This window comes from Streptomyces sp. PA03-3a (assembly GCF_033792735.1).
In the GTDB taxonomy this organism is placed as follows: domain Bacteria; phylum Actinomycetota; class Actinomycetes; order Streptomycetales; family Streptomycetaceae; genus Actinacidiphila.
Map to the genome: position 1 here is coordinate 1 of NZ_JARAVM010000061.1, position 20,327 is coordinate 20,327.

The window sequence follows — 20,327 nt, forward strand, 5'->3', positions numbered from 1 at the left end:
TGGCGTTGACTTTTGGCACGCTGTTGAGTTCTCAAGGAACGGAAGCTTCCTTCGAGACCGTTTCACCGGCCCCTCCGGGCTTTCCCTTCGTTGTCTCCAGCTTAGCAGATCCGATTTCCTTCTCTGCCACCCTCTGGAGGGGGTTTCGCCGTCCGGCTTTCGCTTTTCGACGTTCCCGACTTTATCAGACTCTTTCGTGCCCGATTCCCGCCGGTGGGGATTTCCTGCTTTTGCGTTTCTGCCTTTCGGCTTTCGCGCTCCCCGACTTTAGCAGATGCTTTCCGTCGGTTTTACCGAACCGCTGCGAGGGCGCACGTCTCCGTGGCGTTCTCGTCGCGGGGGTTGTGCCAACGTACTGGAGCGGGGCACCCCGATGCAAATCGAGGGTGCCCCGCTCCTGGTGGTGCGTCAGACCTCCACGACCACGGGGAGGATCATCGGGCGCCGGCGGTAGTTGTCGGAGACCCACTTGCCGATCGCGCGACGGATGAGCTGCTGCAACTGGCGGACCTCGGCGACGCCGTCGGAGGCGGCGCGGGCGAGGGACTCCTCGATCTTGGGGAGGACCTCGTTGAAGGCCTCGTCGTCGATGCCGGAGCCGCGGGCCTGGATGAACGGGCCACCCACGACCTTGCCGGTGGTGCTGTCGACGACGATGAACACCGAGACGATGCCCTCCTCGCCGAGGATGCGGCGGTCCTTGAGGGAGGACTCGGTGACGTCGCCGACCGAGAGGCCGTCCACGTACACATAGCCCGCCTGCACCTTGCCGGTGACCTTCGCGACGCCGTCGACGAGGTCGACGACCAGCCCGTCCTCGGCGAGGACGCAGCGCTCCTTCGGGACACCGGTGGCCCGGCCGAGTTCGGCGTTGGCGCGCAGGTGCCGCCATTCGCCGTGGACCGGCATGAGGTTGCGGGGCTTGCAGATGTTGTAGAAGTACAGCAGCTCGCCGGCGGAGGCGTGGCCGGAGACGTGCACCTTGGCGTTGCCCTTGTGCACGACGTTGGCACCCCAGCGGGTGAGGCCGTTGATCACCCGGTAGACCGCGTTCTCGTTGCCCGGGATGAGCGACGAGGCGAGGACGACGGTGTCGCCCTCGACGATGCGGATCTGGTGGTCGCGGTTGGCCATCCGGGACAGCGCCGCCATGGGTTCGCCCTGGGAGCCGGTGCACACCAGGACGATCTTCTCGTCGGGGAGGTCGTCGAGCGTCTTGACGTCCACGATGAGGCCCGGTGGGACCCGCAGATAGCCCAGGTCCCGGGCGATGCCCATGTTGCGGACCATGGAGCGGCCGATGAAGGCGACCTTGCGGCCGCGTTCGTGGGCGGCGTCCAGAACCTGCTGGATGCGGTGGACGTGGCTGGCGAAGCTGGCCACGATGATCCGCTTGTCGGCCTTGGCGAAGACCTGGCGCAGCACCGGCGAGATGTCCCGCTCGTGCGGGATGAAGCCGGGGACCTCCGCGTTGGTGGAGTCCGAGAGCAACAGGTCGATGCCCTCCTGCGACAGGCGCGCGAAGGCGTGCAGGTCGGTGAGCCGGCCGTCGAGCGGCAGCTGGTCCATCTTGAAGTCGCCGGTGTGCACGACCATGCCCGCCGGGGTGCGGATGGCCACCGCGAGGGCGTCGGGAATGGAGTGGTTGACCGCGATGAACTCGCAGTCGAAAGGCCCGATGCGCTCGCGCTGCCCCTCGGCGACCTCGAGTGTGTAGGGGCGGATGCGGTGCTCGGCGAGCTTGGCCTCGATGAGGGCGAGGGTCAGCTTCGAGCCGATCAGCGGGATGTCGTCCTTCTCCCGAAGGAGGAAGGGGACGGCGCCGATGTGGTCCTCGTGGCCGTGCGTGAGGACGATGCCGACGACGTCGTCCAGGCGGTCGCGGATCGAGGTGAAGTCCGGGAGGATCAGGTCCACTCCGGGCTGCTCCTCCTCCGGGAAGAGCACCCCGCAGTCGACGATCAGCAGTCGGCCTCCGTACTCGAAGACCGTCATGTTGCGGCCGATCTCTCCGAGACCGCCTAGCGGTGTGATACGCAGACCGCCTTCGGGCAGCGCGGGGGGTGGGCCGAGCTCAGGGTGCGGATGGCTCAAAGTCTCTCCTCACCACGCACGCCACAGGCCCCGGGCGGAAGCCCGGGGACACCGTGCGCGCGTGACAGTGTGCGTTCTCTTACGTTGTCCTCATGGAGCGATATTCAGTTCTTAAGTCTTTGGTTACAGCTGTACCCCGCCGGCGGCGAGATCCTGCTTCAGCTGTGCCGTCGCCGCCTCGTCGAGCTCCACGAGCGGGAGCCGCAGCGGGCCGGCGGGCAGCCCCTGCAGGGCCAGGGCGGCCTTGGTGGTGATGACGCCCTGGGTACGGAAGACGCCGGTGAAGACCGGGAGCAGCTTCTGGTGGATCTCCGTCGCCTTGTGGGTGTCCCCCGAGAAATAGGCCTCGAGGAGGGCCCGCAGTTCAGGGCTGACCAGATGTCCCACGACGGAGACGAACCCGACGGCGCCGACGGAGAGCAGCGGCAGGTTGAGCATGTCGTCGCCGGAGTACCAGGCGAGGCCGCTGCGGCTCATGGCCCAGCTCGCGGCGCCGAGGTCGCCCTTCGCGTCCTTGTTGGCGACGATCCGGGGGTGCTCGGCGAGCCGGACGAGGGTCTCGGTCTCGATGGGGACGCCGCTGCGGCCGGGGATGTCGTAGAGCATCACCGGCAGGCCGGTGGCGTCCGCGACGGCGGTGAAGTGCCGGTACAGGCCCTCCTGAGGGGGCTTGTTGTAGTACGGGGTGACCGCGAGCAGGCCGTGGGCGCCGGCGCGCTCCGCTTGCCGGGCCAGCTCGAGGGTGTGGTGGGTGTCGTTGGTGCCGACGCCCGCGACGACGAACGCGCGGTCGCCGACCGCCTCCAGTACGGCCCGGACGAGCTGCTCTTTCTCCACGTCGCTGGTGGTCGGCGACTCACCGGTGGTGCCGTTGATGACCAGGCCGTCGTTGCCTGCCTCGACGAGGTGGGCGGCGAGGTGCTGCGCGCCGTCGAGGTCGAGGGCGCCGTCCGCGGTGAACGGCGTGACCATTGCGGTCAGGACCCGCCCGAAGGGGGTCTGCGGGGTGGAGGTCGGAGCCATGGGTCCAACGCTACTCGGTGCCGGTACCGGGACACCCCCTCGGGACCTGCGATGAGGACTCCGGCGCTGCCTGCTCGGGGGTTCAAGCAGCACCGGAATCCGTTTCTGAAGACTAGACGAATTGCATGAAACCCGGCAATCGGAAGATTCCGGATGAGTGGTGACCTGCTACGGAGCGATCCGGCCGTTGCCGTTGAAGGCGGCGTGCGTGAGCGGCATGAGCTTCGCCCATTCGGCTTCCATCCGCTCCCCGACCATCTCGATCTCCCGCTGCGGGAACGACGGCACCTTGGCGAGCTCGTGCTGGGTGCGCAGGCCGAGGAAGTGCATCAGCGAGCGCGCGTTGCAGGTGGCGTACATCGACGAGAACAGGCCGACGGGCAGCGTGGCCCGGGCGACCTCGCGGGCGACGCCAGCCGCCAGCATCTTCTGGTACGCGTCGTAGGACTGCCGGTAGGAGGCCTCCATGGCGTCCACGACGGACTGGTGCTGCTCCGCGGACCCGTGCACGAACTCGTACTTCCCGGGGCGGCCCTGCTGGACCAGCTTGCGGTCCTCACCGGGGACGTAGAAGACGGGCTGGAGCTCCCGGTAGCGACCGGACTCCTCGTTGTACGAGTTGTGCACGACGATGCCATTGGCGACGAAGTTGTGCCACGGACCCTCGACGGACAGGTCGTAGGTCATCTCCTCGCTGTCCTGGACGATCTCCAGGATCCGCTCGGGCACCGCGGTCGCGATCTTGCCGCCGCGCTTCGCGAGTGCCTGCTCCTCGCCGCTCTTGCGGGTGTGGCAGTCTTCGCAGGCCGGAGCGAGGTTGCCGGTGTCCAGCGCGAGCCCCAGGTCGGCGGCGACGGGAACACGGTGGTCCAGAGCGAGCGATTCCCGCGGGAAGGACCGCGAGCACAAGTAGCAGGTGTCCGTCTCCTTGATCAGCCGCTCACGTTGCATGGACGTCCACACACCGATACCGCGGCGGAGGCTCGGCGGCACCAGGGCCTGGGACGGCCGGGGGGCCGTCCCGGCGACCATGACGGCATCTCCTACCGCGAGTTCCCCGGCCTTCGCCCAGCCCTCCGGGGTGAGGATCGCGTGGTCCACCGAACACCGCAGGACCCGGCCGGACGCCGTCGTGATCTTGATGAGCTGCTTGACCCCGGACTCGATGACGTCGACGATGCGAGCCCGCTGGGCGAGGAGCGTCTCCTCGTCGTAACAGCGCACGTGGTTGCGGCGGACGGACTCGAGCTTGCGCAGACGCGTACTCGGGTGCTGTTCACGGAACTCGGCAACGGCGCTGTCGGCGGCGTCACGGCTCTCATAGAGCCCCAGGTAGTGGTTCTTGTCGCCGCGCCGGACCTGGGCCGTCCACTTGCCCGCCTTGGCGTGCCACGACACCCCTCCGGCGGATGCGGGCAGCCGGTCCTCCACGCCGACGTGCCAGAGGCGGTGCAGTTCCTTGATCGACCGCCGCCGCAGATTGCCCGCCTCGCTTTCCAGCGTGATCTCCGTGTCACCCGCGAGGCACCATCCGACGCGGTGGCGCATGAACTCGCGGAAGACGAAGATCGGGGCGCTGACGAAGAAGGTCATCGAGTTGTGCTCGAAGGGGCTGCCGTGGCGGTCCCGCATGAGGAAGTTGATCAGGCCCTTGGAGCGCTCCGGGTCCTTGGTCAGCTCCGCCAGCGACTGCTCGCCGGCCGTGGAGACCCGGGCGGCCCAGAGCACGTCGGAATCGGCGGCGCTGTGCTTGACGAGCTCGACGGTCACGTCGTCGCGGAACTGCACGGAATCGTCGGCGGAGGTGTCGGTCACCGGGCGTCCTTCCTCACGGAGCTTGGGGCGGCGACCAGCCTATGCGCCCGCTCCGACATCGCCCGACACCCGTCGACACCGCCCCCACTCCCCGCAAAGCGGAGCAAGGCAGACGACCGGCGGACCACTGCTGGCCGGTCCCGGCGGGGCCCGCTAGCCTCACCGATGTGTCTCTGCCCTTCCTCGCCGCCGACAGCGGCCACGACGAGTACGCCGCGGACGCCGCCCTTCCGCACCGGGTCCAGGACGGGTGGGTCCGTCCCTACCGCCCGGGCCCCTGGCGGGTCGCCGCGGCGGCGATGCTGCTCATGCTCGCCTCGTACCTGCTCATCGCAGCGGTGATCATGGGGCTCTCGGGCAACGGGCCCGGTGTGGCGACGACGCTCGGCGCCGCGGTCCTGGCGATCGGCTGCGCGCTGCGCCTGCTGCGCGTGGGGTTTTGGGTGAGCACGCGCGGTCTGCGGCAGGTGGGGCTCCTGTACACCACGACGCTGCCGTGGGACCGGGTCGGATCCGTCCGTACGGCCCAGCAGCCGGTGAAGTGGCTGGGGCTGCCCCGGACCGTGCAGGGCCAGGCCCTGGTCGTCACGCGGTCGAACGGCCAGTTGCTGCGGCCGCTGCTCACCGACCACAACGCGGACTTCCTGGGCCGTACGGAGGCCTTCGACCAGGCCGCGGACGCCATAGAGGGCTGGGCCGCCGAGCTGGGCCGGTAAGGCCCGCCAGGGCCGCCGTGGACCCTCAGGGCGCCTGCGGGGGCCCGGCGGGAGGCTGACGCCGCGGCCGGGCTCCAGGCCGGCGCCCGCCGGTCCGCTCCGAGGCACACGTGGCAGCGCACCGCGGGAACCCCGCGGGTGACAGACGGGCGTCATCGGGCGTTCGCCTGCGGCTGTTAGCGTCCGGCCGACTTGGCCCGTCGAGGACCTGGAGCGACAGTTGTTCGCACCGCCCCATCCGAGCACGCTCCTCAGCCGCCCCGGGCCGCTGCCCGCGCTGGAACCGCTGCGTGGCCGCACCGTCGTCGTGAAGTTCGGCGGGCACGCCATGACCGACGGGCCGTTGATGCGTTCCTTCGCCGAGGACGTGGTGCGCCTGCGGCGGACCGGGGTGCGGGCCGTCGTGGTGCACGGGGGCGGTCCGCAGATCAGCGCGCAGCTCGACCGGCTGGGCGTGCCGGCGAAGTTCCTGGGCGGTCAGCGCGTCACCACCCCGGAGACGCTGGACGTGGTGCGGATGGTGCTCGCCGGCAAGGTGCAGCGGGAGCTGGTGCGGTCGCTCAACGAGCACGGCCCGTACGCCGTCGGGCTCACCGGCGAGGACGCGCACACCCTCACCGCGGTGGGCCGGTACGCCGAGGTCGGCGGGGAGCTGCTGGACATCGGCTTGGTCGGGGACGTGACGGAGGTCAACACCGCCGCCCTGGACGTGTTGCTGGACCACGGCCACGTCCCCGTGGTCTCGCCGCTCGGCCGCGGGACGGACGGCGAGGTCTACAACGTCAACGCGGACGCGGCCGCCGGCGCGCTGGCCGCCGCGCTGGGCGCGGAGGCCCTGGTGGTGCTGACCGACGTGCCCGGGGTGTACGCGGACTGGCCGCGCCGGGAGCGGGTGCTGGACCGGCTCACCGCCACCGAGCTGGAACTGGTGCTGCCGTCCCTGGGGGGCGGCATGGTGCCGAAGATGGAGAGCTGCCTGCGCGCGGTCCGCGCCGGGGTCCGCACCGCACGGGTGCTGGACGGCCGCGTCCCGCACGCCCTGCTGCGGGCGCTCACCGGCGCCCCCGGGCAGTCCGGGACGACCGTCCTGCCGGGCTGAGGCCGGAGCGGACCCGCTCAGGGGGTCTGCGGGGCCTTCCCGTGCAGCGCGATCGCCCGCTGCATGGCCTTTCGTGCCCGCGGGGTGTCGCGGGCGTCGTGGTAGGCGACCGCGAGCCGGAACCAGGTCCGCCAGTCCTCCGGCGCCGCCTCCGTCTCGGCCTTGCGCCTGGCGAAGACCGCGTCGGCGGAGGCCCGGTCGACGCGCCCGCTCGGGGTGCGCACCAGCTCGTCCTCCGGGAGGCCGCCCTCGGCCTCCAGTTCCCGGGCCAGCCGGTCCGCGTTGCGCGCGAACTGCGTCGTACGGACCAGGAACCAGACGCCGACCAGGGGCAGCACGAGCACGGCCACGCCGAACACCACCGTGACCGGGCGGCCGTCCTGGATCAGCCAGACGCCGCGGGCGCCGGCCAGCACGAAGTAGACGACCAGGACGGCCGCGAGGACGAAGTAGGTGATCTTTGCGCGCATGATGGGCGGACCCGGCTCTCAGTCTGTCGTCTCTCGGCGGTCAGTCGAGGTCCATGAAGTGCTCCAGGCCGAAGGTGAGCCCCGGCGTGGAGACGACCCTGCGCACGCCGAGCAGGACGCCCGGCATGAAGGAGGCGCGGTTCATGGAGTCGTGGCGGATGGTGAGGACCTCTCCGGCGTCGCCGAAGAGCACCTCCTGGTGGGCGACGAGACCGCGCAGCCGCACCGCGTGCACGGGCACGCCCTCGACGTCGGCGCCGCGCGCCCCGTCCAGGGCGGTCGCCGTGGCGTCCGGCTGCTCGCCGAGCCCGGCCTCGCGGCGGGCGTCGGCGATGAGCTGCGCGGTGCGGACGGCGGTGCCGCTGGGCGCGTCGACCTTGTCCGGGTGGTGGAGTTCGACGATCTCCGCGGACTCGAAGAAGCGGGCGGCCTGGCGGGCGAAGCGCATCGCCAGGACCGCCCCGATGCCGAAGTTCGGTGCGATGAGCACACCGGTGCCCGGGGCCTGGCCGAGCCAGCCGCGCAGGGTGTCCAGGCGCTCGTCGGTCCAGCCGGTGGTGCCGACGACGGCGTGGATGCCGTGCCGCAGGCAGAAGTCGAGGTTGCCCATCACCGAGCCCGGGGTGGTCAGTTCGACGGCGACCTGGGCCCCGTTCTCGGCGAGGGACTCCAGCTTGTCCTCGCGGCCGATCGCCGCCACCAGTTCCAGGCCGTCCGCGGCCTCGACGGCCTTGACCGCCTCGGCGCCCATGCGGCCGCGGGCCCCGATCACACCCACGCGGATCTTGCTCATCGTTCCAGTCCTCCGGTCCAGACGTTCGAGACGGTCGGTACGGCTCACGGCTCAGGGCTCAGGCGACGGACTCGTGCAGCCGGGCGGCCTGCCGGTCCTTCAGCGGGCCTATGACGGCCAGCGAGGGACGCTGTCCCAGGACGTCGCGGGCGACCGCGCGCACCTCGTCGGGGGTGACCGCGGCGATCCTCTCGAGTGTGGCGTCCACCGACATCTGCTCGCCCCAGCACAGCTCGCTCTTGCCGATCCGGTTCATCAGCGCGCCGGTGTCCTCCAGGCTGAGCACGGTCGAGCCGGAGAACTGGCCGATGGCCCGGTGCAGTTCCTCGTCGCTCAGCCCGTGCTCGGCGACCTGGTCCAGTTCCTCGCGGCAGATCTTGAGGACCTCGTGGACGCGGCGCGGCTGGCAGCCGGCGTACACGCCGAACAGACCGGAGTCCGCGAAGGACGAGGTGTACGAGTAGACGCTGTAGGCGAGTCCGCGCTTCTCGCGGACCTCCTGGAACAGCCGGGAGCTCATTCCGCCGCCGAGGGCGGTGTTGAGCACGCCCAGCGCCCAGCGCCGGTCGTCGTGCCGGGACAGGCCCGGCATGCCGAGCACGACGTGGGCCTGCTCGGTGCGGCGCTCCAGGAGCTCCACCCGGCCCTGGCCGCGTATCGTGCGGGCGCCGCCGCGCGGCGGGCGGGGCACGGCGTCCGCGTCGCGGAGGGCGCCCGCGTCCTCGAAGGCCTTGCGGACCTGGCGGACGACGGTGGCGTGGTCGACGTTGCCCGCGGCGGCGACGACCAGCCGCGTCGGGTCGTAGTGCTTCCGGTAGAAGCGGGCGACCTGGTCGCGGGTGAGGGCGTTGATGGTGTCGACGGTGCCGAGGACGGGGCGGCCGAGCGGGGAGTCGCCCAGCATGGCGGTGGCGAACAGGTCGTGGACCTGGTCACCGGGGTCGTCCTCGGTCATCGCGATCTCCTCCAGGACGACTCCGCGCTCGGCGTCGATGTCCTCCTGGCGGATCAGGGAACCGGTCAGCATGTCGCTGACCACGTCGATGGCGAGCGGCAGGTCGGTGTCGAGGACGCGCGCGTAGTAGCACGTGTACTCCTTGGCCGTGAAGGCGTTCATCTCGCCGCCGACGGCGTCGATCGCCGAGGAGATCTCCAGCGCGCTGCGCCGCGCGGTGCCCTTGAAGAGCAGGTGCTCCAGGTAGTGCGTGGCGCCGTTCAGGGCCGGGGTCTCGTCGCGTGAGCCGACACCGACCCAGATGCCGAAGGTCGCGGAGCGCACCGTCGGCAGGGTCTCGGTGACCACGCGCAGGCCGCCGGGGAGCACGCTGCGCCGCACCGTGCCGATGCCGTCGGTGCCGGGGAGCAGGGTCTGCGTGCGGACGGCCCGCCCCTTGGTGGTGGGGCGGGCCGTCACACGAGTGGAGCGGGTGGTCACTTCTCGGACGCGTCCTCGGCCTTGTCGTCGGCCGCGGCCTCTTCGCCCTCGATGACCGGGATCAGCGAGAGCTTGCCGCGCTGGTCGATCTCGGCGATCTCGACCTGGACCTTGGAGCCCACGGCGAGGACGTCCTCGACGTTCTCGACGCGCTTGCCGCCGGCCAGCTTGCGGATCTGCGAGATGTGCAGCAGGCCGTCCTTGCCCGGGAGCAGGGAGACGAAGGCACCGAAGGTGGTGGTCTTCACGACCGTGCCCAGGTAGCGCTCGCCGACCTCGGGCATCGTCGGGTTGGCGATGCCGTTGATGGTGGCGCGGGCGGCCTCGGCGGACGGGCCGTCGGCGGCACCGATGTAGATGGTGCCGTCGTCCTCGATGGTGATCTCGGCGCCGGTGTCCTCCTGGATCTGGTTGATCATCTTGCCCTTGGGGCCGATGACCTCACCGATCTTGTCCACCGGGATCTTGACGGTGATGATGCGCGGGGCGTTCGGCGACATCTCGTCCGGAGTGTCGATCGCCTCCATCATCACGTCGAGGATGTGCAGACGGGCGTCGCGGGCCTGCTTGAGGGCCGCGGCCAGGACCGACGCCGGGATGCCGTCGAGCTTGGTGTCCAGCTGCAGCGCGGTGACGAACTGCTTGGTGCCGGCGACCTTGAAGTCCATGTCGCCGAAGGCGTCCTCCGCACCGAGGATGTCGGTGAGGGTGACGTAGTGGGTCTCGCCGTCGATCTCCTGGGAGATCAGGCCCATGGCGATGCCGGCGACGGGGGCCTTCAGCGGCACACCGGCGTTCAGCAGCGACATGGTGGAGGCGCAGACCGAGCCCATGGAGGTGGAGCCGTTGGAGCCCAGCGCCTCGGAGACCTGGCGGATGGCGTACGGGAAGTCCTCGCGGGCCGGCAGGACCGGGAGGATCGCCCGCTCGGCCAGCGCGCCGTGGCCGATCTCACGGCGCTTGGGGGAGCCCACGCGGCCGGTCTCGCCGACGGAGTACGGCGGGAAGTTGTAGTTGTGCATGTAGCGCTTGCGCGTCTCGGGCGCCAGCGTGTCCAGCTGCTGCTCCATGCGCAGCATGTTCAGCGTGGTGACACCCAGGATCTGGGTCTCGCCGCGCTCGAACAGCGCCGAGCCGTGCACCCGCGGGATCGCCTCGACCTCGGCGGCCAGGGTGCGGATGTCGGTGACGCCGCGGCCGTCGATGCGGACCTTGTCCTTGATGACGCGCTCGCGGACCAGCTTCTTGGTCAGCGAGCGGTACGCCGCGGAGATCTCCTTCTCGCGGCCCTCGAACTGCGGCAGCAGCTTCTCGGCGGCGAGCGCCTTCACACGGTCCAGCTCGGCCTCGCGGGCCTGCTTGCCGGCGATGGTCAGCGCCTGCTTCAGCTCGTCGGCGACCGAGGACTCCAGCGCCTCGAACACGTCGTCCTGGTAGTCCAGGAAGATCGGGAACTCGGCGGTCTCCTTGGCGGCCTTCGCGGCGAGGTCGGCCTGCGCCTTGCACAGCACCTTGATGAAGGGCTTGGAGGCCTCCAGGCCCGCCGCGACGATCTCCTCGGTCGGCGCCTCGGCGCCGCCCTCGACGAGCTTGATCGTCTTGTCGGTGGCCTCGGCCTCGACCATCATGATCGCGACGTCGCCGTCCTCGAGGGTGCGGCCGGCCACGACCATGTCGAAGACGGCCTCCTCCAGCTCGCTGTGGGTCGGGAAGGCGACCCACTGGCCGCGGATCAGCGCGACGCGCACGCCGCCGACCGGGCCGGAGAAGGGCAGGCCGGCGAGCTGCGTGGAGCAGGAGGCGGCGTTGATGGCGACCACGTCGTAGAGGTGGTCGGGGTTGAGCGCCATGACCGTCGCCACGACCTGGATCTCGTTGCGCAGGCCCTTCTTGAAGGACGGGCGCAGCGGGCGGTCGATCAGGCGGCAGGTGAGGATCGCGTCCTCGGAGGGGCGGCCCTCGCGGCGGAAGAAGGAACCGGGGATCCGCCCGGCCGCGTACATGCGCTCCTCGACGTCCACCGTCAGCGGGAAGAAGTCGAGCTGGTCCTTCGGGTGCTTCGAGGCGGTGGTGGCCGACAGCACCATGGTGTCGTCGTCCAGGTACGCCACGGCCGAGCCGGCGGCCTGACGGGCCAGGCGGCCCGTCTCGAAGCGGATCGTGCGGGTGCCGAAGCTGCCGTTGTCGATCACGGCCTCGGCGTAGTGGGTCTCGTTCTCCACTATGGGAATTCTCCTCTTTCGTGCCCCCGGGCGTCTTCCCGGGGACCGTCGGTGGAGGGGCGTCCCGCCGGGCCGGTCTTCGATCGAAGCCACCGGGACGTACGTGCTGCCCGGGGGCCACTACCGAGGACCGGCTCTGGTGGCGCTAGGAGGACGCTCCCTCCGCATGTTCTATGGCGTTGTGTATGGGACCAGACTACAAAGTCTCGGCACCGGTCTCGCGCCCAGCGCGGCCCCGTGCGTACGCAAAGGGAGCGGCCCCCGGCTGGGAACCGCTCCCTCTACGGCGTCTCAGCGGGCGCCGGCCGCACCGCGGCGGATGCCGAGGCGGTCGACCAGCGCACGGAAGCGCTGGATGTCCTTCTTGGCCAGGTACTGCAGCAGGCGGCGGCGCTGGCCGACCAGGATCAGCAGACCACGACGGGAGTGGTGGTCGTGCTTGTGGGTCTTGAGGTGCTCGGTCAGGTCCGAGATGCGGCGCGAGAGCAGCGCGACCTGGACCTCGGGGGAGCCGGTGTCGCCCTCCTTGGTGCCGAACTCGGCGATGATCTGCTTCTTCGTCGCGACGTCGAGCGACATACGGTCTCCTTGTGGTGTCGGTGCCTCCGAGCGCCCCTGGTCTGCGTCACAGGAGAAGCTTCGTTGACCCGGAAGGCATGACGCGCCGCGCATGGGCGGACGCATCGGTTACACAGAGTACCACCCCGGGCCCGGTGCGATGTCCGGGGCCGGGGTGGCGGGGGCCGCCGGCGGCGGCGGGCCCTCCCGGCCCGGCCGCCCGTCGTTCAGCCGCTGGTCATGCCGCGGGCCTCGGCGTACAGGTCGAGGACGGCGAGGGCGAGCGGGATGAGGGAGAGCAGCACGGTCGCCTCGGCGAGGTCGAGCATCCGGCCCCAGAAGGGGGTGACGCCCTTGCTCGGGACGACGAGGGCGATCGCCACCAGGAGGGCCGCGCCCAGGGCGACCGCCGCGGACAGCCACACGGTGCGGATGTCGAGCGAGGAGTGGTTGCCGCGCAGCAGGTCGGTGAGGACGTCGGCCGGCAGGTTGAGGGAGAGGCCGATGATCAGCAGCCCGACGGTGATCACACCGGCCACCATCAACGTCACGACCTGCGAGGTGTAGCGGAACAGCCGGGCGCGCATCAGGGTCGCCAGGCCCATCGCGAGGGCGAGCAGCTGCGCCCAGGAGCTGTCGGAGAAGCCGAGCACGACGCCGGCGGAGCCGACGATCGCGGCGGCGCAGCCGCCGACCAGACCGAGCAGCAGCTCGTGGCCGCGACGGGCCTGGTTGGTGATCCGGTCGAAGTCGACCGGCTCCTCCTCGCCCTGCCGGTCGCCGTCGCCGCGGTGCCGGGCCTGGACCTGGTCGGGCGAGCGGAAGCCGATGGGCAGCCGGGCGAAGCGGGCGGACCAGCCGGGCAGGAAGCCGATGACGGCGATCATGACGACGGCGGTGACGGCGGCGGCCTCGCGCGGGGCGGCGTCGGTGAGGATCGCCAGGAAGGTGGCCACGGTGCCGACGCCGGCGGTGAAGGAGGCCGCGACGAACGGAGCGTCCCCCTGCGGCAGCATCAGCACGAGGAGCACCGCGGCGACGAGCACGACGACGCAGCCGATGAGGAAGTGCAGCCGGCCCGGTCCCTCGTTCCCGTCGACGCCCATGATCCCGGAGCCGGCGACGAGCAGCAGCGGCAGGGAGGCGAGGCCGAGGGCGACGGCCGAGTGGCGGTCGTCGTACACGCGGGCGCGCACCGAGGCGAGCGCCACCAGCACCAGGCCCGCGGCGCCCGCGAGGATGCCGGACAGGCCGTGCATGTCGTGCTTGACCGGCTCGGAGAACCAGAGCACGAAGGCCATCAGGGCGAGCAGGATGACGCCGGCGGTCAGGCCCACGCCGCGCATGAGGCCGTCGTTCCAGCTGCGCCGGTCGGTCTCGACCGCGGCGGCGACGGCGTCGACGACGTCGTCGAACACGGCGGGCGGCAGTGAGTCCGCGAACGGGCGCAGCAGCAGCAACTCACCGTCGTGCACACGCTGTTCGGCCAGGGACAGGGTGCCGTCGAGGACACGTCCGTCCCGGCGGACCAAGTTGTAGCCGGTGGGGGCGGCTTCGTCGGGGGTCTGGCCCGACAGGCGCAGTATCTCCGGATGGATGTCGGAGAGCGGCACGTCCTCCGGGAGTGCCACATCGATCCGGCTGTTCGGCGCCGCCACCGTGACTCTGCAGAATCCCGTCGCTGAGATCGTGCTCACCTGGAGTGGTCCCCCTCGTCCGGTGATGGGTGGGTTGGGCTGGGGTCCGCGCGGCCGTCCAGGGTCGGACCCCCGTCCGCGCTTCGCGATCCGTCACCCTACCGGGTACCTCAAGTCCCTTGTCCCTCACCCGTCCCAGTGCCTTTGAACTGTCATGCCCAGTAGGATCGCCACCTGCCTGTGGTCCGATGCCCGCCCCGCGCGGGGCGCAGCGCGACCGGGACGTGTCATACGGGGGACCGTCACCACGGGGGCGGCCCGAAACTGCGATTCGCGTGAAGGACTGGTGCATCGGTGAGCGTGGTCGTCATCAAGCGCCCGCCGCGGGTTTACCCGCCGGAGGTGCCTAATGAGGAGGTACGGCTCGAAGCCCCGCCCGAACTGCCGCGCGGCGAGGACCAGGGCCTGCTGATGAACCTGCTGCCGATGCTCGGCATGGGTTCCTCGGCGGCGTTCTTCTTCCTGCCCACGGGGTCGGGGACCTCCGGCGGGTTCATGAAGGTCATGGGCGTGCTCATGCTGGGCTCCACCGTGGCGATGGTGGTGGCCCAGATCGTGCGCGCCCGCAAGGGGCCGTCGGGGCAGATGGCGGAGGCCCGCCGGGACTACCTGAAGTACCTGGCGCAGGTGCGCCGCGGGGTTCGCAAGACCGCCCGCAGGCAGCGCGACGCCCAGTATTACCTGCATCCCGCGCCCGAACAGCTGTGGGCGCTGGTCGCCGAGTCATCGCGGGTGTGGGAACGCCGTTTCACCGACCCGGACTTCGCGCAGGTGCGGGTGGGCCTCGGCCCGCAGCAGCTGTCGACGCCGCTGGTGGCGCCGGAGACCGCCCCGGTGGACGAACTGGAGCCGCTGACCGCGCACTCGATGCAGCAGTTCATCGCGGCGCACGGCTCGCTGGACAACCTGCCGCTGGCGGTGGGGCTGCGTTCCTTCTACCACGTGACCGTCTCCGGGGACCCGGACACCGTCTACGGGCAGACCCGCTCCATCGTGGGCCAGCTGTGCTCCCTGCACTCGCCGGAGGACCTGGTCGTCGCCATCGTGGCGGCGCCCGGCGCCCAGCCGGAGTGGGAGTGGGTCAAGTGGCTGCCCCACGCGCAGCACAAGGAGCACGACGGGGCGGGCTCGCGCCGTCTGATATGCGGTGACCTGGGCGAGGTCGAGGACCTGCTGGCGGACGAGCTGGAGGGCAGGCCGCGCTTCAACCGCGAGGGCCAGCCGGTGCTGGACCAGCCGCACGTGGTGATCGTGCTGGACGGCGGCGGTGTGCCGGCGGACTCGGTGATCGCGTCGGCCGAGGGCCTGCAGGGCGTCACGATCCTGGAGGTCGTCCCCGGCGAACTGGACGAGGCGCGCGGCTCGCTGTCGATCCAGGTGTGGCGCGACCAGCTGTACCTGGAGGCGGGGGCCGGCACCTTCACCGGCGTGCCCGACGTACTGTCCCCGGTGCAGGCGGAGTCGCTGGCACGGCAGCTCGCGCCCCTGCGGCTGGGTGCCGCGGACGCCGACGAACCGCTGCTGGCGAACCTGGACTTCACCGACCTGATGGGCATCGGCGACGCGGCCTCGGTGGACGTGGCGCGGACCTGGCGGCCGCGGACCCTCCACGAGCGGCTGCGGGTGCCCATCGGCCTGGGCGAGACCGGCGAGCCGGTCATGCTGGACGTCAAGGAGGCCTCGCAGGAGGGCATGGGCCCGCACGGCCTGTGCGTCGGCGCCACCGGTTCCGGCAAGTCCGAGCTGCTGCGCACGCTGGTGCTGGGCCTGGCCGTGACGCACTCCTCGGAGACCCTCAACTTCGTGCTCGCCGACTTCAAGGGCGGCGCGACCTTCACCGGCATGGGCACGATGCCCCACGTGTCGGCGGTCATCACCAACCTGGCCGACGAGCTCACCCTGGTGGACCGCATGCGCGACTCCATCACCGGTGAGCTGACCCGCCGCCAGGAGCTGCTGCGGCAGGCCGGCAACTACGCCAACATCACCGACTACGAGAAGGCCCGCGCGGCCGGCGCGGCGCTCGACCCGCTGCCCTCGCTGGTCCTGATCATCGACGAGTTCTCCGAACTGCTCGCCGCCAAGCCGGACTTCATTGAGATGTTCATCCAGATCGGCCGCATCGGCCGGTCGCTGGGTGTGCACATGCTGCTGGCCTCTCAGCGCCTGGAGGAGGGCAAGCTGCGCGGCCTGGACACCTTCCTGTCGTACCGCATCGGTCTGCGGACCTTCTCCGCGGCCGAGTCGCGCACCGCGATCGGCGTGCCCGACGCGTACCATCTGCCCAACGTCCCCGGCGCGGGCATCCTGAAGTACGGCACCGACACGATGGTGCAGTTCAAGGCCGCGTACGTGTCCGGCACCTACCGGACGCCGGGCACCCGCACGGCGAGCGGGGCACGTGTCGACCGCTCCCCCGTGCTGTTCACCGCCTCGCCCGTGCCCGTGCGCATCGTCACCGAGCCGGAGCCGCAGCAGCGCGCCGGGCAGGTCGACGACGCGCTGGCCGACACGGTGCTCGACGTCATCGTGGGACGGCTGGAGGGCCAGGGTCCGCCCGCACACCAGGTGTGGCTGCCGCCGCTGGACGAGCCGTTCAGCGTCGACCAGGTGCTGCCGCCGCTGACGGTGAGTGCCGAACGGGGTCTGCACGCGGACGGCTACACCGCCGCCGGCAAGCTGCAGGTGCCGGTCGGCCTGGTCGACAAGCCCTTCGAGCAGCGCCGCGACGTCATGTACGCGGACCTGTCGAGCTCCGGCGGCCACGCGCTGATCGTGGGCGGCCCTCAGTCCGGCAAGTCGACGCTGGTCCGCACCCTGATCGCGTCCTTCGCGCTCACCCACACCCCGGAGGAAGTGCAGTTCTACGCGCTCGACTTCGGCGGCGGCGGCATGCTCGCCCTGGACGGGCTGGCGCACGTCGGCGGCGTCGCCTCCCGGCTGGACGCGGAGAAGGTCCGCCGTACGGTGGCCGAGGTGCACGGCATCCTGAACGCCCGCGAGGAGTTCTTCCGCACCAACGTCATCGACTCGATGGGCACCTTCCGCTCCCGCCGGGCCTCTGGGCACTTCCCCGACCAGCCCTGGGGCGACGTGTTCCTGGTCATCGACGGCTGGAGCACCTTCAAGACCGACTACGAGATGCTCGACCCGGTCATCAACGACATCGCCACCCGCGGTCTGGGCTTCGGCATCCACCTGGTGATCACCGCCACCCGCTACACCGAGATCCGGCCCGCGCTGCGCGACCAGGTACTCAGCCGGCTGGAGCTGCGGCTCGGCGACCCGATGGAGTCCGAGTTCGACCGCAGGCGCGCCGAGAACGTGCCGGTCGGCAAGCCGGGCCGCGGGTTGTCCCCCGAGAAGCTGGACTACCTGGCGGCGCTGCCCCGCATCGACGCCTCCCCCGGCGTGGAGGACCTCTCCGCCGGCATGGCGCAGTTCGTGGCCTCGGTCAACGCCGGCTGGTCGGGCCCCACCGCGCCGAAGGTGCGGATGCTGCCGACGATGCTGCCGTCGACGGAGCTGCCCGGTGGCGGCGACTTCTCCGACCGCGGCATCGCGATCGGTGTGGACGAGCTGACCCTGTCGCCGGTGTTCGTCGACTTCGAGACCGACCCGCTGTTCGTCGTCTACGGCGAGAGCGAGTCCGGCAAGTCCTCGCTGCTGCGGTTCCTCGCCAGGCAGGTCAGCGAGCGCTACGAGCCCGGCAAGGCGCTGTTCGTGGTCTCCGACTTCCGCCGGGCGCTGCTCGGCCAGGTCCCGGAGAGCCACATGTACAAGTACTGCGCCTCCGGTCCGCAACTGCAGGAGGTCATGGAGTCGCTGGCCGGTTCCATGAGCCGCCGGATGCCCGGCCCGGACGTCACGCCCGAGCAGTTGCGCAACCGCAGCTGGTACAGCGAGCCGGACGCCTGGGTCTTCGTGGACGACTACGACCTGGTCGCCACCTCGATGGGCAACCCGATGCAGGTGCTGATGGAGTACCTGCCGTTCGCCCGTGACCTGGGCCTGCGCATCGTGCTGTCGCGCAGCACCTCGGGCGCCTCGCGTTCGTCCTTCGAGCCGTTCCTGACCCGCGTCAAGGAGCTGGGCGCGACCGGCGTGCTGCTGTCCGGCGACCCGGCCGAGGGCCCGATCTTCGGCAACGCCAAGGCGTCCAGGCTGCCCCCGGGCCGTGCGCAGTTCATCACGCGGCGCCGCGGCAACCAGCTGATCCAGACCGGCTTCCTGCCGGAGAGCTGATCCCGTCCCGGCGCGCGTCGCCGGGACACGCGGACACGCGAGCGGGGGCGGGCCGGGCGGCCCGCCCCCGCCGTGCTCGGGGCCCCGGCCTCAGTCCCGCGGGGACGGCGGCCGGTAGGCGGGCGGAACGTCGCGGGGGTCGCGCCGCACGGCGGCCGGCCGGTCGCCGCCGGCCGTACCGTCCTCCCGGCCCTCCTCCGCCTCCTCGTCGGACTGCTGCTCGAACCAGCGCCGGGCGCGCTCCTCCTGCGCCGCCCGCTCCTCGGGCGTCAGCAGCTCGTCGGCACGCTTCAGCTCGGCCATGCGGTCGCCGAGCGCGCCGAGGTAGGCGCCGGAGCCCAGTGCCTCACGCATACCGAGGCGGCCGGAGAGCACCTCCCGCGCCATCTCCTTGAGCGTGCCGTCGACGTGGGGATGGTCGGCGAGTGTCCTGAGCGCCTTGTGCAGTCGGCGGGCCTGTGCGGGGTCGTCGGCGACGTCCATCAGGTCCGCGTCGCTGATCTCCTTGCTCATCGGCTCCGTTCCCCCGGTCAATAGTGTCGTGACGAATGTGTGCATGCCATCGTGCCATCAGCCGGGGGCCACGGGCACGGGCACGGGCACGGAACCAGGCGCGGGCGCGCGGCCCGGCGGCGCGGACACTCTTCGTCAACCTTTCGGCCCTACTTCCCGGAGCGCTGGCCGGAGTTCCCCGATCGGATGTGGCACGGTCTGTCTGACCGATGCCGAAGGAGACGACGAGCGATCATGTCCTACCCCGAGCCCCGTTACCTCGGAGAACAGGGCGAGGTCAGCGCGCTGTTCCGCGCCGCCGACACCGGTGCGGACGTGCTCGCTCCCTCGGGCAACCGCACCCACTACCTGGCCACGCACGCGTCGACGGGCGGCGACTTCGGCCTGTACCGGATCGACATGGGCCCGGGCTCCCCCGGCCCCAGCACCCACTTCCACCGGTCGATCTCGGAGTCCTTCTACGTCCTGTCCGGGGCGGTGCAGCTCTTCGACGGGGAGCGCTGGATCACCGCCCGCCCCGGGGACTTCCTCCATGTGCCGGCCGGGGGGCTGCACGCCTTCCAGAACGACTCCGACGAGCCGGCGTCGATGCTGCTGCTCTTCGCGCCCGGCGCGCCCCGGGAGGAGTACTTCGAGCGGGCCGGAGAGATGGCGCAGCGCGGCGGTGCGGAGTTCCGCGAGTTCCTGCTGCGCCACGACAGCTTCTTCGTGGAGCCGCCGCAGGTCGGGCCGGAGCCGCTGTGACGGACCGGCCGGCGGTCAGCCGAAGCTCTCGTCGACGACGTGGAGGCGGTTGCCCTCGGTGTCGGCCGGGACGACGAGGTCCGGCTCCGGCGGACAGCGGTCCCAGTCGACCCGGCCGGCGCCCGGGGCGACCGGCCGCTCCACCTCCGCCGCCTGCTCGGCGGCGTCGTCCGCGTACAGGTCCAGGTGGACTACCCGGGGGTGCTCCTTCACCGGGGTCGTGCTGGTCCCGAGCACGATCGTCCCGAGGGTCGGCGTGGATCCGATTCCGGCAGCCGTCGTCGTACGGGAACGGGCCTGCCGGGGTCCGGGACCGGCGTCACGGCGCGTACAGCTCCAGGCGCCAGTCGTTGCAGCGGATGGGGTGCCCCGGCGGGTAATCGAAGTCGCACTCCTCCACCAGCGTGAAGCCGAGCTTGCGGCAGATCGCGTTCGAGGGGTGGTTGTCGACCTTGGGGAAGGCGTGCAGGAAGCGAGGGCCCTTCTCGGCCGCCGCCCGGGCGATGACGGCCTCCCCGGCGGCCGCCGCGACGCCGCGCCCCTGGAACTCGGGCAGGACGCCCCAGCCGGTCTCGTAGACCGTGCCGCCCCGCCAGGACTTCTCCCAGTAGCCGATGCTCCCGGCCGGCACCCCCTCGGGCAGCAGCACGATGCTGAACATCCCGCCGCCCTCGCTCCCGCCCGTCAGGTACCGCTCGTGGCGTACGAGCAGCTGCTCCTCGGTCTCGGGGCCGCCGAGGTGGCGCATCATCGCGGGCGCGTTCGCCCGCCTGAGCAGCTCGAGGTCGCCCTCCGCCCACGGCTCGATCCGTACCTGCGCGCCCATCTTCCGCTCCCCTCGTCGCTCCTGCCGATCACACCACACGGGACGGACACCGCCACCGATGAGTTTCGCCGGGCCGC

Annotated in this window: 15 protein-coding genes and 3 pseudogenes; 4 read left to right on the plus strand and 14 right to left on the minus strand. The window is 71.1% G+C overall.

Annotation, left to right across the window (positions count from 1 at the left end):
- Positions 1-408: 408 nt before the first annotated feature.
- The 5 genes and pseudogenes from PV342_RS38700 to PV342_RS38720 all read right to left on the minus strand — a co-directional run.
- On the minus strand, positions 409-2,094 hold the full coding sequence (locus tag PV342_RS38700; protein WP_026251647.1) for a ribonuclease J: 1,686 nt from the start codon (positions 2,092-2,094) through the stop codon (positions 409-411).
- A gap of 123 nt (positions 2,095-2,217) precedes the next feature.
- Entirely contained in the window at positions 2,218-3,117 is a 900-nt protein-coding gene (gene dapA / locus PV342_RS38705; protein ID WP_500320852.1) for a 4-hydroxy-tetrahydrodipicolinate synthase, read from the minus strand.
- 168 nt (positions 3,118-3,285) lie between these two features.
- Positions 3,286-3,735, minus strand: a pseudogene (gene thyX, locus PV342_RS38710) (FAD-dependent thymidylate synthase); the annotation flags it as partial.
- 3 nt (positions 3,736-3,738) lie between these two features.
- Positions 3,739-4,665, minus strand: a pseudogene (locus PV342_RS38715) (HNH endonuclease); the annotation flags it as partial.
- A pseudogene (locus tag PV342_RS38720) lies at positions 4,645-4,932 on the minus strand (FAD-dependent thymidylate synthase); the annotation flags it as partial. The pseudogenes PV342_RS38715 and PV342_RS38720, both read right to left, overlap by 21 nt.
- Before the next feature lie 167 nt (positions 4,933-5,099).
- Between PV342_RS38720 and PV342_RS38725 the strand changes: the two are divergent.
- Complete coding sequence (locus PV342_RS38725) at positions 5,100-5,648, plus strand: SCO5741 family PH domain-containing membrane protein (protein WP_392617118.1); 549 nt, start codon at positions 5,100-5,102, stop codon at positions 5,646-5,648.
- Between the two features lie 220 nt (positions 5,649-5,868).
- Positions 5,869-6,747, plus strand: coding sequence for an acetylglutamate kinase (argB, locus tag PV342_RS38730; RefSeq protein WP_500320854.1), 879 nt, complete (start codon positions 5,869-5,871; stop codon positions 6,745-6,747).
- 17 nt (positions 6,748-6,764) lie between these two features.
- On the opposite strand, the gene PV342_RS38735 is transcribed toward argB, so the two are convergent.
- From PV342_RS38735 to eccD, 6 genes are all read right to left on the minus strand, one after another.
- Complete coding sequence (locus tag PV342_RS38735) at positions 6,765-7,217, minus strand: tetratricopeptide repeat protein (RefSeq protein ID WP_500320856.1); 453 nt, start codon at positions 7,215-7,217, stop codon at positions 6,765-6,767.
- Positions 7,218-7,257: 40 nt separating this feature from the next.
- Positions 7,258-8,010, minus strand: coding sequence for a 4-hydroxy-tetrahydrodipicolinate reductase (dapB, locus tag PV342_RS38740; protein ID WP_018562607.1), 753 nt, complete (start codon positions 8,008-8,010; stop codon positions 7,258-7,260).
- A gap of 58 nt (positions 8,011-8,068) precedes the next feature.
- Complete coding sequence (locus PV342_RS38745) at positions 8,069-9,445, minus strand: M16 family metallopeptidase (RefSeq protein ID WP_329185398.1); 1,377 nt, start codon at positions 9,443-9,445, stop codon at positions 8,069-8,071.
- Positions 9,442-11,667: a polyribonucleotide nucleotidyltransferase gene (locus tag PV342_RS38750; RefSeq protein WP_018562609.1), complete on the minus strand. Its 2,226-nt coding sequence runs from the start codon at positions 11,665-11,667 to the stop codon at positions 9,442-9,444. The genes PV342_RS38745 and PV342_RS38750 overlap by 4 nt, the downstream gene beginning before the upstream one ends.
- Before the next feature lie 291 nt (positions 11,668-11,958).
- Complete coding sequence (gene rpsO / locus PV342_RS38755) at positions 11,959-12,246, minus strand: 30S ribosomal protein S15 (RefSeq protein ID WP_018562610.1); 288 nt, start codon at positions 12,244-12,246, stop codon at positions 11,959-11,961.
- A 206-nt stretch (positions 12,247-12,452) separates the two neighbouring features.
- On the minus strand, positions 12,453-13,922 hold the full coding sequence (gene eccD, locus PV342_RS38760; protein WP_500320859.1) for a type VII secretion integral membrane protein EccD: 1,470 nt from the start codon (positions 13,920-13,922) through the stop codon (positions 12,453-12,455).
- A 294-nt stretch (positions 13,923-14,216) separates the two neighbouring features.
- Between eccD and eccCa the strand changes: the two genes are divergently transcribed.
- Positions 14,217-18,167, plus strand: a complete 3,951-nt coding sequence (eccCa, locus tag PV342_RS38765; RefSeq protein ID WP_500320861.1) for a type VII secretion protein EccCa — start codon at positions 14,217-14,219, stop codon at positions 18,165-18,167.
- 90 nt (positions 18,168-18,257) lie between these two features.
- Here eccCa and PV342_RS38770 read toward each other — a convergent pair whose 3' ends face one another.
- The gene (locus tag PV342_RS38770; protein ID WP_361012355.1) at positions 18,258-18,680 is read right to left on the minus strand and encodes a hypothetical protein; all 423 of its coding nucleotides are present in this window, start codon (positions 18,678-18,680) and stop codon (positions 18,258-18,260) included.
- Positions 18,681-18,914: 234 nt separating this feature from the next.
- Here PV342_RS38770 and PV342_RS38775 point away from each other — a divergent pair, with 234 nt between their 5' ends.
- Positions 18,915-19,424: a cupin domain-containing protein gene (locus PV342_RS38775; protein WP_400808558.1), complete on the plus strand. Its 510-nt coding sequence runs from the start codon at positions 18,915-18,917 to the stop codon at positions 19,422-19,424.
- 15 nt (positions 19,425-19,439) lie between these two features.
- On the opposite strand, the gene PV342_RS38780 is transcribed toward PV342_RS38775, so the two are convergent.
- Positions 19,440-19,805: a VOC family protein gene (locus tag PV342_RS38780; RefSeq protein ID WP_400808575.1), complete on the minus strand. Its 366-nt coding sequence runs from the start codon at positions 19,803-19,805 to the stop codon at positions 19,440-19,442.
- Complete coding sequence (locus tag PV342_RS38785) at positions 19,744-20,250, minus strand: GNAT family N-acetyltransferase (RefSeq protein WP_386994744.1); 507 nt, start codon at positions 20,248-20,250, stop codon at positions 19,744-19,746. Before PV342_RS38785 ends, PV342_RS38780 begins: the two co-directional genes overlap by 62 nt.
- Between the last annotated feature and the right edge of the window lie 77 nt (positions 20,251-20,327).